Below are 15,006 nucleotides of genomic sequence, written 5' to 3'. Positions count from 1 at the left end.
GTATCCACCCGCGCGTCGGCCGTTCAGCGTTCGAGCACAACGGCGAGGCCCTGCCCGACGCCGATGCAGATCGCGGCGACCGCGATGCCGCGGCCGCGACGTGCGAGTTCGTGCGCCGCGTGGCCGATGATGCGCCCGCCCGAGGCCCCGAGCGGATGTCCGATCGCGAGTGCACCGCCATGGATGTTGAGCTTGTCGGGGTCGAGCTCGGGCCAGCCCGCCAGACAGGCCAGCGACTGCGACGCGAATGCCTCGTTGAGCTCGACGAAGTCCACGTCTGCCCAGGTGCGGCCGGCCCGCGTCAGAGCCTTGTTCGCCGCCTCGATCGGCGCGATCGGGAATCTGTCCGGATCGACGCCGTGCGACGCCCGGCCGGTGATCCGGGCCAGCGGTTCGGCCGTCAGCGCATGCTCGCGGCCGAGGAGCACCGCGGAGGCGCCATCGTTGATCGGCGATGAGTTGCCTGCGGTGACGGTGCCCTCAGAATCGGCGAAGAGCGCCCTCAGCCCGGCGAGCTTCTCGATCGAGGTGTCGTCGCGGATGCCTTCGTCGCGGGCGAGTACGATGCCGGGCACCTGCACGGTCTCGGCGTCGTACAGACCCTCTGCCCAGGCGGCTGCCGCGAGTCGGTGCGAGCGCACGGCGAAGGCGTCCTGCGCATCTCTCGTGATGCCCCACTCGCGGGCAATCAGCTCGGCGGCCTCACCGTTGGAGATGGTCCAGTCCTCCGGCAGCCTCGGGTTGGTCATGCGCCATCCGATGGCCGTGTTCCACAGTGTCTGATTGCCGACGCTCGGCCACGGACGCGGCGACTTCTCGACGACGTAGGGTGCACGGCTCATCGACTCCACGCCGCCGGCGAGCACGAGGTCGACGTCGCCCGAGTCGATGGCGCGCGAGCCCTGGATGACCGCCTCGACCGACGAGGCGCAAAGCCGATTGACCGTGACGCCCGTCACCGTGGTCGGAAACCCTGCGAGCAGCGCGCCCATGCGCGCGACGTTGCGGTTGTCCTCGCCGGCCTGGTTCGCGTCGCCGAAGATCACATCATCGACTCGCGCGGGATCCAGGCCGGTCCGCTCGACCGTCGCCTTCATCACCACTGCCGCCAGGTCGTCTGGACGCACTGCGGCCAGGGCGCCGCCGGCACGGCCGAAGGGCGTGCGGACGGCGTCGTACACAAAGGTGGTCATCGTCATTCGCCTTCCCGGATGCCGCTGAGCGCGGCATCCGTCAACCTCAGGCCGGTCAGCCGGGCGAGGAGCTCGACCGAGTTCTCGCCGAATGCCTCGCGCACCGAGAAGCCCTCCGGCGTGACATCGAAGACGGCGTGGTCGGTGTACACGCGTGTCACGCAACCCATACCGGTGAGCGGGTAGGTGCATGCCTCGACGAGCTTGGGCTCTCCGGTCTTGGTGAGCAGATCCGTCATCACGTAGACCTGCTTCGCGCCGATGGCGAGGTCCATCGCTCCGCCGACCGCGGGGATGGCGCCGGGTGCTCCGGTGGACCAGTTCGCCAGGTCACCCGACTGCGACACCTGGAACGCGCCGAGCACGCACACATCGAGATGTCCGCCGCGCATCATTGCGAAGGAGTCGGCGTGGTGGAAAAAGGCGGCGCCCGCGAGGGCGGTGACCGGCTGCTTGCCCGCATTGATGAGGTCCGGATCGATCTCGCCCAGGGCGGGTCGGGCGCCCATTCCGAGCATGCCGTTCTCGGTATGGAGGATGATCTCCTGATCGTCGGGAAGGTAGTCGGCAACGAGCGTGGGTGCGCCGATGCCGAGATTGACGAATGACCCCTCCGGGATGTCGCGGGCGATGCGCCTGGCAAGCTGTTCTCGAGAGATCCGGGTGACCCGCTCTGCCTCGGCGTTCATTGGTCGACCTCGGTCCCTGAGGCGGCGCCCGCGTCGAGCGGCTGACCTTCGAGATCCACTCCGCCGATGAACACGCCGTCCTGCAGCCAGGGGCGCTCACCGACCGCGACGACGCGGTCGATGTAGATGCCGGGCGTGACTACCGTCTCCGGGTCGAGCGACCCGAGGGGCACGATCGTGTCGACCTGAACAATGGTCGTCGTGGCGGCCGCCGCCATGATCGGCCCGAAGTTGCGCGCTGTCTCTCGGTAGACGAGATTTCCCCACCGGTCGCCGCGGTACGCGCTCACGAGCGCGACGTCGGCACGGATCGGGTACTCCAGGGCGAACGAGCGTCCGTCGATCACTCGGATCTCCTTGCCCTCGGTGAGCTGCGTGCCGACGCCGGTCGGCGAATAGAAGGCGCCGATGCCGGCACCCGCTGCGCGGATGCGCTCGGCCAGGTTCCCCTGCGGGACGAGCTCCAGTTCGATCTCGCCTGCGCGGTAGAGCCCGTCGAACACCCACGAGTCATGCTGGCGTGGGAAGGAGCAGACGATCTTGCGCACACGCTTCCTCGCGAGGAGCGCGGCGAGCCCGGCATCGCCGTTGCCTGCGTTGTTGTTCACAACCGTGAGGTCGCGCGCGCCCTGCGCGATGAGCGCATCGATGAGCTCGACGGGTTGTCCGGCTCGGCCGAACCCGCCGATCATGACGACGGCTCCGTCATGGATGCCGGCCACAGCCTCATCGACGGACCCTACGGTCTTGTCGATCACTCAGCCACCTCCAAGGTGTTCGCTCTGCGAACGCACGTACGCTGTGCGAACAGTCTACCGCGAACGGATCGAGCGCGCGACGGAGGTCCGCTGTGCTATTCGGAGGTGCGGAAGGAGGCCGAGTAGCCGACGGGGAAGATGGAGAATCGCCGGCGCCTCTGGATCAGCCCCCATACTCCGCCTCGGAAGAACAGCGCGAACACGATGGCCACGGCTCCCAGGAGAATTAAGTAGAGCGAGCCGTAGTCGGCGAGAACTTCCCGGAGGCCCCAGAAGATGATCGCGCCGATGACGGGGCCTTCGATGGAACCCACGCCTCCAATGACGACCATGAAGATCATGAGTACGGACCACTGGACCGAGAACAGCGAATCCGGTTGGACCCGGAGCGTCGAGATGGCGATGATGGCGCCCGCCATCCCCGTTCCGATGCCTGAGATGACGAATACGAGCCGCTTGGCCCGGTTCACATCCACCCCCGATGTCGCAGCTGCGGTGGGGTCGTCGCGGACAGCGGTCAGCCCGAGGCCGAAGCCGGAGCGAACGAGGAAGACGCACGTGACGAGCGCGAGCACGGTGACTCCCAGCGCGATCCAGTAGCTGACCGCGATCCGCAGATCCCTGTCGAAGGGCGACATCGCGTAGAGGGACATGCCGCTGCCCAATCCCAGAGAAGGGAACTGCGTGATGATGAGCTTGACGACCTCCGCGATGACCCACGTTCCGATGGCGAAATACCCCCCGATGAGCCGGAACGCGAGAAACGAGATCAGAAAGGCGATCACGCCGGCGATCGCCCCCGCGAGGGGCACAGCGAGGAAGATGTTGATTCCCAGTTGGTCCGCCAGGACGACGAGCCCGTAGGCCCCGAGGCCGATGTATGCCTGCTGGCCCACTGACTCCATCCCGCCGTAGCCGGCCATCAGGTTCCACATCGATGCCAGGATGATCAGCACGAGGAGGTCGGTCACGGAGCGTACGTTCGACAGAGCCGTCAGGAACGGCAGGGCGAACAGGCCCGCGAAGAGCACCACCGCTGCGGGAGTCCCGAATCTCGATGTGCGGGTCCACCGGCTGATGGTCACCGGGGCCGTCTCGGTTCTGGTGGCGGTCATGAGCGCTTCACCTTTCCGCTCAGTCCCTGGGGCAGGAACGCCAGGAAGATGAGGAACACGATGTTTCCGATCAGAATCCCCTGCGAAGGGAAGTAGCTGGCGCCCACGGTCTGTGCGACACCGAGGACGAGAGCCCCCAGGAATGTTCCCCACAGGCTGCCGATTCCACCGATGATGACGGCTTCGAACGCGAAGATGAGGAGGATGCCGCCGGAGGTCGGGCTGAAAGACGTCTGGATCCCCGAGGCGACGCCCCCGATGGCAGCCAGCGCCAGCGCGATCGCACCGGCCCACGCATAGATCGCCTTGGGCCGAATGCCCAGGAGCTCGACTGTGGGTGCATCCTCGCTGATCGCGCGCACCGCTCGACCGAACTGTGTCTTCGCCATCACGAGCGACAGAACGCCCAGAATCAGCAGCGACAGTATGAACAGCCCCAGGGGATAGACCCCGAGTCGGATGACACCGAGGTCCAAGGCGGCGGTGTCGATCCAACCGAGCGTCATGCGCTTCTGGTCCGCCGATTCGGTGACGAGCAGCACATTCTCGATGATGATCGCTATTCCGAAAGTGACGAGGATCGACGGAAGCGCCGAGTCGCCGAGCGTGCGCTGCAGGACGAAGCGCTGCAAGGCCCATCCGAAGGCTCCCATGAGCGGCACGACGACCAGCAGCGAGAGGACGGGAGACCACCCGGTCGCCTCTGTGAAGTGAAGTGCCAGGAACGCCGCCATGACGGCGAAGGCGCCGTAGGACAGGCTTACGATCTTCATCACGCCGAAGATGAGCGACAGCCCAGCGGCGAAGATGGCGTAGAGCCCCCCCAGCATCAGGCCCTGGGCGACAGCATCCAGAAGGTTCACCGTTCCCCCGTCCCGAAGTATGCGGCCGAGATATCGGCGAAGTCGAGGTCGGTCCCGGCGAGAGAGGTCTGTCCTTCGAGCAGGCAGTGGACCTGGTCGGCGACAGAGAGAGCGCGTCTCACGTCCTGTTCGACGAGGAGGACCGCTGTTCCCCGTTGGGTGATCTCAGCGAGACGGTCATAGAACTCCACCACGATCGCCGGAGCGAGTCCCAGGCTTATCTCGTCGAGCATGATCACCTCGGGGTTCCCCACCAGAGCACGGGCGATCGCCGTCGCCTGCTGCTCGCCCCCGGACATCTGCCCTGCAACCCGGTTCAAGCGCTGGGCGACGAGCGGAAACAGCTCGCACACGGTGTCGAGATTCCAGTGACCCTTCCGTCCGGTCGACATGCCCAGCTGAAGGTTCTCTTTCACGGTCAGTGAGGGGAAGAGACGCCGGCCCTCCGGAACCATGAGGATCCCTCGGCGGGCGCGGGCACTCGCAGAGAGAGCGGTCACGTCCTCACCATCGAGGGTCACCGAGCCGGTGAGTGCCTTGAGCTGACCGGCGATGGTCTTCAGGAGTGTCGACTTGCCGGCGCCGTTGGCACCGATGATGGCGAGGATCTCGCCGGTTTCCACACTGAGCGAGATGTTCCGCAGCGCGGTCAGCTGGCCGTAGCCCGCCGAGAGGTCTTTGACCACGAGTGTCATCTGTCGTCCGATCCGTCCAGACCGAGAATGTCGTCGTCGGGTTCGATGCCGAGGTACACCTGCCGGACCTCGGGTGAGGCCATCACCTCGTGGGGGTCGCCTTCGGCGAGGATGCTGCCGTAGGTCAGGCACACCATGCGCGTCGCGACGGACAGGAGCGCATGCACGACGTGCTCGATCCACACCACCGTGACGCCGGCGTCGAGGACACCGCGCACGAGATCGAGCAGCTCCGGAACCTCGCTCTCCGTCAATCCGCCGGCGATCTCGTCCAGAAGGAGGAGGCGAGGTTTGGAGGCGAGGGCGCGAGCGACTTCGAGCCTCTTGCGGTCAAGAAGACGCAGGTCTCTCCCTTGCACGTTGGCGAGCTGTTCGAGGTTGGCGAGGGAGACCGCCTCGGCTGCGGACCGCTGCGCGTCGCGGCCTTTCAGGTTGCCTGCGAAACGCGCGGCGACGAGGGCGTTCTCGTAGACGGTCATCCCCAGGAAGGGGCGAGGAATCTGGTAGCTGGTCGCCACGCCCTGCCGAGATCTCCAGCTCGATCTCTTCGATGTGATGTCCACACCGTCGAGGACGATCGTGCCGCCCTGGGGGGAAGTCGTTCCCCCCAGGACGGACAGCAGCGTGGACTTTCCCGCTCCGTTAGGGCCGATGATGCCGAGCAGCTCGCCGCGGTAGACGGTCAGATCGAGATTGACGAGAACCTGAAGGCGCCCGAACCGAACATCGATTCCCTTGGCGGCGAGCAGCTCGGTGGACATTATTGCTTCGGCCAGTCGATCGGCTCGACCTCGCTCGTCGTGGGGATCTCCGGGTGGCCCACGTTCGAGACGATTTCGATGGTGTACTCGGCGTCACCGGTCAGACGCCACTGGCCTCCGGTCACCGGCGAGATGGCGACACCGGGCATCGGGCCGTTCGCCCAGTCGAGGGTGCCCACGATCGTGTCGACCTCGAGCGTGGACATGGTCGCAGCGAGGTCTTCGGAACTCGTGGACTCGGACTGCGAGAAGGCGGCGTTGGCGACCTCGAACAGTGCCTCGGCGAAGCCGAGCGGCATCGTCCACTGCTTTCCTGAGGCAGTCTCGTAGTTCTCCGCGAACTCAGCACTGGACTCACCCGTCAGGCTGCTCGAGAACGGGTAGGAAGGCGACCACCAGACCTCGGTCGAGAGGTTGTTGCCGAGGTTGCCCAGTGCCTCGACGACCGAGGGGAACTCGATGGCCTTTGCGACAGTGGCGACCTTCGGCTGGTATCCCTGCTGAACCGCCTGCTTCCAGAAGGTGATGAAGTCGGGCGGGACCATGATCGAGACGAGGATGCTGTCATCGTTCTGCTTGAGGGATGCGATCTGCGACGAGAAGTCCGTGGTTCCGTTGGGGAATGCGCCGGGGTTGTTCACCGTGTAGCCGGCGGCTTCTGCGAACGGAGGAACGGCTCCGGCCCAGGCGGCGCCGTCGCCGTCGTTGGGGAACAGTGCGCCGAGGTTGGTCTCGCCGGGAGCGCCCTTCTTCCAGATGTCTTCGTACACCGGCAGGACGTCGCCGAGTCCCCAGAAGAAGTGGAAGGTGTACTTGAAGCTCTCGGTGTCGGTACCGCCCCGTCCGTAGTACCAGGTCTCCCAGGGGGCGACCGTGGAGATGCAGACGACCTGGTTGGCTTCGCACTGGTCCGAAACCGGGTTGTTCGTCTCAGGCGTCGAGGAGACGAGGATCATGTCCACCTCGTCCTCGAGGATGAGTTCGCTGGCGACATCTGCCGCACGCTTCGAGTCCGACTGGGTGTCCTTCTTGATGATTTCCACGTCGTGTTTCGAGCCGTCGGCGAGTGTGATGCCGTTCTCGTCGAAGTACGCCGTCATCTGCTCGAGGACGAAATCGTCGGACTCGCTGAACGCTGCAAGCGAGCCCGTCTCGGGAGTGACGTAGCCGATCTTGATCGTGTCTCCGTCGGATCCCGAGGAGCTCCCGCCGAGCGAGCATCCCCCCAAGGCGATGACGGTGACACCGACAGCAGCCGCGGCTGCTACTCGAAGCGGTGGAGAAAGCTTCATTGCGATCTTCCTTTTCTCGTGTTGTTCCACCCCTAGGGCGCCGGGATGTGGTGGTTGACCAAGACGTGGCCCTGTGCACTTCGGATCGTGCGGAGGTTCGGCTCGCCCCCCGCATCAGGGGCCCCGATGCGTGAAGCATGAGGACGGCGGGATTCGGGCCCGCCGCACTCATCACGTGCCGTGGATTTCACACGCCTCCGCTTCATCGCGATAGAGACGACACATGTAACAAAAAAGAGCCTGTTGGCCCATATTTGTAGCACGTGGGATTCGGGGCCGTCAACGAGGGCACCCGATGGGTCCGGACGTCTTGCGTGCCGCTCGCCCGTCCGGACAGCGCCGAACGGGCGTGCAGAGTCGAATCGCGGATGCGCGCCGAGCCTCGCGGGACTGCTTCGCCATCGTCGCCGGCGAAGATCGACAGGCCGGCGACTGCCCCGCGATCCGCGGCCTGCTGGTTACGCGGCCTCGGCCAGCACGGCGATAGCCGCGGGGAACGTCGACGCTTGCTTCGCGTCGGAACGGTATCGGCGCGGAGAGACGCCGAACCTCGCCTTGAACAGTCGGCTGAAGTGAGCCGCATCGGGCAGTCCCCATCGTGCGCCGATGGCGCTGACGGCGAGCTGCCACAGCTCGGGATCAATGAGGTCGTCGCGGCATTTCTCGAGACGACGCTCTCGTGTCCAGCTGCCGACCGTGGTGTCTGCTGCCCGGAACGCGCGATGAAGGGTGCGGGTCGATACATTCAACTCCCGTGCGAGCGCTTCGGAGTTGATGTCGGCGTCCCACAGGCGACGGTAGAGGCAGTCGGTCGCCGCGTCGAAGATCGTGGACAGGTCGAAGGTGCCGCTCCGCGACTCATCGGTGCACATCGCCCGCACCATGTCCGCCAGCTGATCGCGGACGCGGCGGGAGGGTGCGCTTGCTCCGCCGCCATGATCGGCGGCGATTCCGCGGATCACGTGAGCCAGGATTCCCGACACCCTGTCACGTGCGATCTCGACGATGAGCTCCTCCCCGAGCCCGGATCGCTCGGCAGCCGTGAGGGGAATGGTGAGGACGAATGCGCGCCCGGTGTCCGGAATGCTGAGGGCGGCCGGCGAGGCTGTGCGTGAGACGAGGAGAGAGTCCGCGGCGACATCGACGGCCCGGCCCTGTGCGCGAACCGAGACCGTGGATCCTTCGACGAGGATGACCCGTGCGGCGTTCTCGCCGTCGTCTGCGGACAAGGCCCATGCTCCCCGACCGAACTGAGCAATGTTGCTGTGCGTCATGTCGATCCCTACTTCCTCGTAGTGGGTTACTGGAGTAACCTGGTTTCGACATTACTCGAGTAACCTGCTTTGTCAAGTCCTCTCTGCGGACCGGCGGATCCAAGTTCGAGGCACCCCTGCACACGTTTGCGGTCACCGAATCCGTAGGCTGGTGTGCGGGACGATTGCGCGAAGGGGCGCCGATGAGCGGTACCGATCACACGGGGCGACGAGCCACCAGCGCAGATGTGGCGAGGGAGTCGGGCGTGTCGCGCGCGACGGTGAGCTACGTCCTGAACGACACACCGAACAAGCAGATCTCGCTGAAGACTCGCGAACTGGTGATCGAGACCGCCCGCCGACTCGGGCATGTGCCGAACCCGCAGGCGAAGGCTCTCAAAACCGGCAGCAGCAACATCGTTCTGTGCATCGTTCCCGCGTTGACGCTCGGCTTCGTGTTCGACCGATCGCTCGACTCCCTCACCCGAGAGCTGGGCTCTCGAGGATTCACTCTCCTCGTGCATCGAGCGGCCGATCGCCTCGACGCGCCCACGGTCCGCGATCTCTGGGCGTATCTGACTCCGAAGCTCGTCGTGACGATCGGGGGACTTCCGCCCAGCGAGACGGAACTGCTGGAGCGGCACGCTCCTGCAGCAGTCGTCAGCGACTACGGAATCGTCGAGCATCATCGCATCGGCAGGCTGCAGGCTGAGCATCTCATTTCCACTGGGCATCGGAGTCTCGGCTATGTCATGCCGGCGGATCCGGCCCTTCGGGCGTATGCGCTCGATCGACTGGCGGGAGTGCGCGAAGCGTGCGCCGACGCTCTCATCGCGGCGCCCGAGGTCGCTACCGTCCATGACGATCTCCAGAGCAGCCGGGCCGCGGTCGCGCACCTGCGGAATGCGGGGGTGACCGGGGCGTGCTGTCACAACGACGATGTCGCTCTGATGATCCTCGAGGCGCTCCGCGCCTCGGGCGGAGCCGCGCCCCAGGATCTTGCCGTCATCGGCTCCGACGATGTGCCCTTGGCGCAGCTCGAACTCACCACGGTCGCCCTGCTCGCGGATGCTGTGGCGGCCAGGATCACCAAGCGCGTGCTCGACCGCCTCGGAGTTGCGGATGAGCCTCATGAAGCGGGCGAGATTCTGCGCCTTGTCAGACGCACCTCCGCCTGAAGTACGCACTGGCGAGCGGATCCAACTTCGGGTCCGGCACGCGCAAGAGGGGAGTGGCCGCGTACTGGAGCATGGGCGCATGCGGCGACTGACAAACGATCCCACCGCGTTCGCGGACGAGGCGGCCAGGGGCTTCGCCTCCGCGCACTCCGACGTCGTCGTGTCTGTCGTCGGCGGCCTCGTGAGCGCACGTGTCCCTCCCGCCCCGGCGGTCGCCGTTGTCGTCGGCGGCGGGTCCGGCCATTACCCGGCGTTCGCGGGATACGTGGGTCCGGGGATGGCGAGCGGAGCTGCCTTGGGCAACGTCTTCGCGTCACCCTCGACCCGTCAGATCGAGGCGGTCGCCCGGTCGGCGGACGAAGGGCGCGGCGTGCTGTTCGTATACGGCAACTACGCCGGCGACGTGCTGAACTTCGATGACGCGCAGGCCCGCATCAGTTCGACGGGTATTGCGGCCGCGACCGTACGGGTGACCGACGACGTGTCGAGCGGGCCCGCTACGGTCACGGATCGGCGCCGCGGAGTCGCGGGGGACCTGGTCGTCATCAAGGTCGCCGGCGCCGCAGCGTGGAGCGGAATGTCGCTGGCGGGCGTCGCCGATGCCGCGGCCCGGGCGAACGCATCGACCCGCACCCTGGGAGTCGCCTTCGGAGGGTGCACGCTCCCGGGAGCCGACCAGCCGCTCTTCGAGATCCCGGAGGGTGTGATGGCTGTGGGCATGGGCATCCACGGCGAGCCCGGAGTCAGGGAGGTCGCGGCTCTCGATGCGGAGGGACTCGGTGAGCTCCTCGTGACGTCCCTTCTCACGGAGCGACCGGCGGAGGCCGAAGGTCGTCCTGTCGTGGCACTGCTCAACGGGCTCGGAGCGACGAAGAGCGAGGAACTCTTCGTTCTGTGGGCCGCAGTCGAACGGGAGCTGGAGTCTGCAGGCGTGGAGGTTGCGTCGGTCGAGGTGGGAGAGTTCGTCACAAGCTTCGACATGGCAGGGGTGAGCCTGACTCTGAGCTGGCTGGCACCGGACTTGCTCGACCTCTGGCTCGCCCCTGCGGCCGCCCCCGCCTTCCGACGCGGGGCGGTCGGTGACTCACGGGAACGCGCGACAGGATCGCCACCTGACGATACGGCTGCGGCGGCGGCGAACTCCGACGCTGCACAGGTCGATCCTGCTGCCTCCGCAGTCGCCGCGATCGCGATGGTCGTGGATGAGCGAGTCGCGTCGATCGAGGAGCTGCTGGGTCGACTCGACGCGGTCGCGGGTGACGGCGATCACGGAATCGGGATGCGCCGCGGCACCTTCGCCGCCGCGAGTGCAGCGCGGGGTGCGGCCCGTGCCGGGCTCAGTGCAGCGGAGACTCTGGCCGCCGCCGCGGACGCTTGGGGAGACAAAGCAGGCGGCACGTCCGGTGCCCTCTGGGCGACCGGGCTCTCGCAGCTGGCCCGGGGCATGCGGGAGAGTGGCGCTGACAGCTGCGAGCAGTTCGCCGAGATCGTGGCGATCGCGGCCGCCACGATCCCTTCGAAGGGTGGCGCGCGCCCCGGGGACAAGACGATGGTGGATGCACTGGATCCCTACGTGGCGACTTTCGCTAGGGAAGCGCCGAGAGGAGCAGCAGCGGCCCTTCGAGCCGCCGCGGCTGCGGCCGACGAAGCTGCTCGCGCGACCGCAATGATGAAGCCCGGACTCGGGCGGGCACGGACGCACGAGTCGCGAAGCCTCGGCAGCCCCGATCCCGGCGCCGTGTCCTTCGCCGCGATCGCCGACGCGATCGCCGATTGGTGGGAGGCACACACATGAAGCAGTGGAGGATCGTCGTCGGATCCGACGACGCGGGGTACGACTACAAGGAGATACTGAAGCGCGACCTCGAGGGCGATCCGCGCGTGGCGTCGGTCGTCGACGTCGGAGTCTCCTCAGGAACGGACGTCGCTGAGGCTTACCCATCGGTGGCCAGGGCCGCTGCGGAGATCGTGGCGTCGGGCGGAGCAGATCGCGCACTCCTGATCTGCGGGACCGGACTCGGGGTCGCCATCGCGGCGAACAAGGTCGCGAAGATCCGGGCTGTCACCGCCCACGACTCCTACTCGGTCGAGCGGGGCGTTCTCAGCAACGATGCACAGGTGCTCACGATGGGACAGCGTGTCATCGGCGTGGAGCTTGCGCGCCGCCTCGTGAGCGAATGGCTCGAGTACGAGTTCGATGCCGACTCGCCCTCGGCGAAGAAGGTCGCTCAGATCGGGGAGGTCCGGTAGACCTTGGATGCGTCGGTGACACCGGTGCAGGTGGGGATCAACCTCAAGCTGTACTTCGATCTCCAGCGCACGCGCGAGTACGCGAGCGCCATCGCGACGATCGCCCTGCAGCGGGAGGCGGTGACGAACGGCACGGTCGAAGTCTGGCTAGCGCCGGCGGTCCCGTACCTTGCTCCGGTCGCCGAGGCGCTGCGCGGCTCGCCCGTCATACTCGCGGCCCAGAACGTCGACCGGATCGAAGGGCCGGCGTTCACCGGGGGAGTGGGTGTCAAGGACCTGATTCAACTGGGGACCCGAAAGGTCATCGTGGGGCACGCGGACCGGCGGCGCCGTGCGGGGGAAGACGACGCCGTGGTGGCCGAGAAAGTACGTATGCTCCGCGACGAAGGCATGCGGCCAGTCATCTGCATCGGTGAGCCCGAAGCTCGCGGGGTCGCGGATGCGCTCGATCACTGTGCGAGGCAGCTCGCCGCCATCGGGTCGGTGGGATCGGAATCGACCATCGCCTATGAGCCCGTCTGGGCCATCGGTGCCGAGGCGCCACCCTCGGTCGCCTATCTCCGCGCGGTCCTGGGCGGTATCAAGTCCCGGTTCCCTGAATCCGCTCTCATCTACGGGGGAAGCGCGGGACCGGGGCTGCTCGAACTCCTCGGTGCCGATGCCGACGGCATCTTTCTGGGCCGATTCGGGCACGATCCGACCGCGGTGGGTCGGGTCATCGATGAGGCCGAGCGCAGGGCGGTCGCCCGTTCTCAAGAAGTAGGCGAGATACGGCAAGAGCCGACGGCGCCGACGAGGGATCGTGGGATCGACACAGAGAAGGGGTCACGATGAAGGAGATCAGCGTTGCGCTCATCGGGGGCGGCGGATTCATGGGCCGGGCCCACAGTCTCGGATACGCCGTCGCTCCGCTACTGTCGACGGCGGGCTTCCGTGTGCGCAAGGCCGTGCTCGTCGACGTCGATCCCCAGAGCGCTGCGCACGCCGCAGAACAGCTCGGGTGGGAGTCATCGGCCAGCGACTGGCGCTCGGTTATCGCACGCGACGACATCGATGTCATCGACATCGTCACGCCGCCGGGCCTGCACAAGGAGATCGCGCTCGCGGCCATCGCGCACGGGAAGCACGTGTTCTGCGAGAAGCCGATCACGAACGACGTGCCCGGCGCGATCGAGATGGCCGACAGCGCGCGTCTTGCGGGCGTGACCAACCAGGTGGGCTTCAACTACCGTCACATCGCCGCGATCTCGCACGCGAGGAAGCTGCTCGAGTCGGGAGTGCTCGGCGCTCCCCTGCAGTTCCGCGGGACCTACCTCCACGATGCGCTCTTCTTCATCGAGGACTTCGGATGGCGCGGGTCGAAGGCCACGGGCGGATCCGGTGCGACCGGGGACATCGGGTCGCACCTGATCGACATCGCCGAGTACCTGTGCGGGCCCATCCGCCGAGTCTGCGGACTGCAGGTGGCGCGCGATCGGTCGAGCGCGGACGCGGGGTGGCTCGACGGAGACGGCGCCGGCGAGGGCGGGGGACTCGACGAAGCGGCCACGTGGCTCGGAGAGTTCGAGAACGGCACGATCGGAACGTTCTCCGCCGGGTTCTTCTCGCCAGGCAAGAAGAACTCCCTCACGTTCGAGATCGATGCGACGCGCGGTTCCGTCGCTTTCGACTGGAACAACCCGGATCAGCTCATCATCGACATGATCGACGACGATCCATCTCTGGCCGGACCTCGTACGGTCGAGATCAGCCAGAGCGAGCAGCCCGAGATCTGGTACGGCGTGCCCGGCCTCGGGCAGGGGTATATCGACGGCATGGCCACCCAGCTGCGCCGATTCCTCGACGCGGTTGCATCCGGCGGCGATGCGCACCCCGACTTCAGCGAGGCTGTGCGCGTTCAGCAGGTGGTCGATGCCGTCGAGCTCGCGGCGAAGTCGGACGCCTGGGTCGTCATTCCGTCCCAGCTCGCGAGGATCTGATGTCCTCCGAGCAGCCGCGCCGCATCCGCTTGGGCACCGACCTCATCACCTTCTTCGATCTCGCCTACTGGGGCATCGAACCTTCGAAGAGCTACGAGGAGTGGGTCGCGATCGTCGAGGCGAACCCGCGACTGTACTTCGAGAGGATGCTGGACGGGTGCGTCGAGGCGGGAGTCGAGGGTATCGAGTTCGCTCCGCCTCCCGGCGGCCTGGAGACCGCGGTCGCTGCCTTCGGGACGGTGGAGGCGCTGGCCGATGCCCTCGCGACGCGCGGACTCGTCGTCAGTTCGAGCTTCGATTTCGGCGGCCCCCACATCGTGGCCGCCCTCGAGGATCGTGCCCGTCGGGCGGACGGCGAGGCGGCGCTCGGACGTCACGCCGACACCTTGGCCACGCTCGGGGCGGACGTGATCGTCCTCGGTTCGGTGCCGAGGACCTACTTCACCGGCGGTGACCCCAACGGCGAGGTGGCGCGCGCCGACATCGCGCGCGTCGCCGACGAGATCGAGCACCTCGGGCGCGCGGTGGCGAGGGCGGGTGTCCGCCTGGCCCTGCATACCGACGCCTACTCCGTCTGCAACCGCCCGCAGGACATCGATGTGATCCTGGCCGGGACGTCGCCGAAGAACGTCGGTCTGTGCGTCGACGCCGGCCACCTCACGCTCGACGGATCCGATGCGGTCGCGACACTGCGAGCCCATGTGGATCGTGTGCCCATCATGCATTGGAAGGACTGCGTGGCACCGCTCGATGGCGCGTCGCTCACAGGCCCCATCATGGAGCGCCACGCGGTGATGCTCACCTACTTCCGCGTCCTCGGGCAGGGGCGTGTGGATTGGCATGAGTGGCAACGGATCCTGAAGGGTGCGCAATGGCGCGGGTGGGCAATCGCGGAGATCGACATGTCCCCGGATCCGATCGCTGAGATCCGCGCGGGTATCGAGTTCTTCGACCGCGAACTCGCGCCGATCTACGGGTGA

The 15,006-nt window shown here is 66.7% G+C and carries 15 protein-coding genes; 6 read left to right on the top strand and 9 right to left on the bottom strand.

The window, feature by feature from the left end; all coding sequences use genetic code 11:
- Positions 1-23: 23 nt before the first annotated feature.
- From OL358_RS04680 to OL358_RS04640, 9 genes are all read right to left on the bottom strand, one after another.
- Positions 24-1,193, bottom strand: a complete 1,170-nt coding sequence (locus OL358_RS04680; protein WP_264708780.1) for a thiolase family protein — start codon at positions 1,191-1,193, stop codon at positions 24-26.
- 2 nt (positions 1,194-1,195) lie between these two features.
- Complete coding sequence (locus OL358_RS04675; protein ID WP_264708779.1) at positions 1,196-1,882, bottom strand: 3-oxoacid CoA-transferase subunit B; 687 nt, start codon at positions 1,880-1,882, stop codon at positions 1,196-1,198.
- Positions 1,879-2,640: a 3-oxoacid CoA-transferase subunit A gene (locus OL358_RS04670; protein WP_413631336.1), complete on the bottom strand. Its 762-nt coding sequence runs from the start codon at positions 2,638-2,640 to the stop codon at positions 1,879-1,881. The genes OL358_RS04675 and OL358_RS04670 overlap by 4 nt, the downstream gene beginning before the upstream one ends.
- A 95-nt stretch (positions 2,641-2,735) precedes the next feature.
- Entirely contained in the window at positions 2,736-3,755 is a 1,020-nt protein-coding gene (locus tag OL358_RS04665; protein WP_264708778.1) for a branched-chain amino acid ABC transporter permease, read from the bottom strand.
- Positions 3,752-4,618: a branched-chain amino acid ABC transporter permease gene (locus OL358_RS04660; protein WP_264708777.1), complete on the bottom strand. Its 867-nt coding sequence runs from the start codon at positions 4,616-4,618 to the stop codon at positions 3,752-3,754. The genes OL358_RS04665 and OL358_RS04660 overlap by 4 nt, the downstream gene beginning before the upstream one ends.
- Positions 4,615-5,313: an ABC transporter ATP-binding protein gene (locus OL358_RS04655; RefSeq protein ID WP_264708776.1), complete on the bottom strand. Its 699-nt coding sequence runs from the start codon at positions 5,311-5,313 to the stop codon at positions 4,615-4,617. Before OL358_RS04655 ends, OL358_RS04660 begins: the two co-directional genes overlap by 4 nt.
- Positions 5,310-6,074, bottom strand: a complete 765-nt coding sequence (locus OL358_RS04650) for an ABC transporter ATP-binding protein (RefSeq protein WP_264708775.1) — start codon at positions 6,072-6,074, stop codon at positions 5,310-5,312. The genes OL358_RS04655 and OL358_RS04650 overlap by 4 nt, the downstream gene beginning before the upstream one ends.
- Complete coding sequence (locus tag OL358_RS04645) at positions 6,074-7,366, bottom strand: ABC transporter substrate-binding protein (protein ID WP_264708774.1); 1,293 nt, start codon at positions 7,364-7,366, stop codon at positions 6,074-6,076. Before OL358_RS04645 ends, OL358_RS04650 begins: the two co-directional genes overlap by 1 nt.
- A 458-nt stretch (positions 7,367-7,824) precedes the next feature.
- A complete protein-coding gene (locus tag OL358_RS04640; RefSeq protein ID WP_264708773.1) occupies positions 7,825-8,595 on the bottom strand; it encodes a helix-turn-helix transcriptional regulator in 771 nt (256 codons plus the stop codon).
- A gap of 227 nt (positions 8,596-8,822) precedes the next feature.
- Between OL358_RS04640 and OL358_RS04635 the strand changes: the two genes are divergently transcribed.
- The 6 genes from OL358_RS04635 (at position 8,823) to OL358_RS04610 (ending at position 15,006) form a co-directional block, all read left to right on the top strand.
- The gene (locus OL358_RS04635; RefSeq protein WP_264708772.1) at positions 8,823-9,797 is read left to right on the top strand and encodes a LacI family DNA-binding transcriptional regulator; all 975 of its coding nucleotides are present in this window, start codon (positions 8,823-8,825) and stop codon (positions 9,795-9,797) included.
- Positions 9,798-9,876: 79 nt separating this feature from the next.
- Complete coding sequence (locus OL358_RS04630) at positions 9,877-11,592, top strand: dihydroxyacetone kinase family protein (RefSeq protein WP_264708771.1); 1,716 nt, start codon at positions 9,877-9,879, stop codon at positions 11,590-11,592.
- Positions 11,589-12,047, top strand: a complete 459-nt coding sequence (locus OL358_RS04625) for a ribose-5-phosphate isomerase (protein WP_264708770.1) — start codon at positions 11,589-11,591, stop codon at positions 12,045-12,047. The genes OL358_RS04630 and OL358_RS04625 overlap by 4 nt, the downstream gene beginning before the upstream one ends.
- 15 nt (positions 12,048-12,062) lie before the next feature.
- On the top strand, positions 12,063-12,881 hold the full coding sequence (locus OL358_RS04620; protein WP_264708769.1) for a triose-phosphate isomerase: 819 nt from the start codon (positions 12,063-12,065) through the stop codon (positions 12,879-12,881).
- Positions 12,878-14,026 (top strand): Gfo/Idh/MocA family protein, encoded by a 1,149-nt coding sequence (locus OL358_RS04615; protein ID WP_264708768.1) that lies wholly within the window; start codon positions 12,878-12,880, stop codon positions 14,024-14,026. The genes OL358_RS04620 and OL358_RS04615 overlap by 4 nt, the downstream gene beginning before the upstream one ends.
- Positions 14,026-15,006, top strand: coding sequence for a sugar phosphate isomerase/epimerase family protein (locus OL358_RS04610; RefSeq protein ID WP_264708767.1), 981 nt, complete (start codon positions 14,026-14,028; stop codon positions 15,004-15,006). The genes OL358_RS04615 and OL358_RS04610 overlap by 1 nt, the downstream gene beginning before the upstream one ends.

The organism is Microbacterium sp. SSM24, assembly GCF_025989145.1.
In the GTDB taxonomy this organism is placed as follows: Bacteria; Actinomycetota; Actinomycetes; order Actinomycetales; family Microbacteriaceae; genus Microbacterium.
Note: the sequence above shows the minus strand (reverse complement) of the source record. Positions and strands in the feature narration are given on the sequence as shown.

What these genes read in the sequence shown, in the direction of transcription:
- OL358_RS04680 (WP_264708780.1), bottom strand. Translation starts at nt 1,193, where the DNA reads ATGACCACCTTTGTGTACGACGCCGTCCGCACGCCCTTCGGCCGTGCC.
- OL358_RS04675 (WP_264708779.1), bottom strand. Translation starts at nt 1,882, where the DNA reads ATGAACGCCGAGGCAGAGCGGGTCACCCGGATCTCTCGAGAACAGCTT.
- OL358_RS04665 (WP_264708778.1), bottom strand. Translation starts at nt 3,755, where the DNA reads ATGACCGCCACCAGAACCGAGACGGCCCCGGTGACCATCAGCCGGTGG.
- OL358_RS04655 (WP_264708776.1), bottom strand. Translation starts at nt 5,313, where the DNA reads ATGACACTCGTGGTCAAAGACCTCTCGGCGGGCTACGGCCAGCTGACC.
- OL358_RS04650 (WP_264708775.1), bottom strand. Translation starts at nt 6,074, where the DNA reads ATGTCCACCGAGCTGCTCGCCGCCAAGGGAATCGATGTTCGGTTCGGG.
- OL358_RS04645 (WP_264708774.1), bottom strand. Translation starts at nt 7,366, where the DNA reads ATGAAGCTTTCTCCACCGCTTCGAGTAGCAGCCGCGGCTGCTGTCGGT.
- OL358_RS04635 (WP_264708772.1), top strand. Translation starts at nt 8,823, where the DNA reads ATGAGCGGTACCGATCACACGGGGCGACGAGCCACCAGCGCAGATGTG.
- OL358_RS04630 (WP_264708771.1), top strand. Translation starts at nt 9,877, where the DNA reads ATGCGGCGACTGACAAACGATCCCACCGCGTTCGCGGACGAGGCGGCC.
- OL358_RS04625 (WP_264708770.1), top strand. Translation starts at nt 11,589, where the DNA reads ATGAAGCAGTGGAGGATCGTCGTCGGATCCGACGACGCGGGGTACGAC.
- OL358_RS04615 (WP_264708768.1), top strand. Translation starts at nt 12,878, where the DNA reads ATGAAGGAGATCAGCGTTGCGCTCATCGGGGGCGGCGGATTCATGGGC.
- OL358_RS04610 (WP_264708767.1), top strand. Translation starts at nt 14,026, where the DNA reads ATGTCCTCCGAGCAGCCGCGCCGCATCCGCTTGGGCACCGACCTCATC.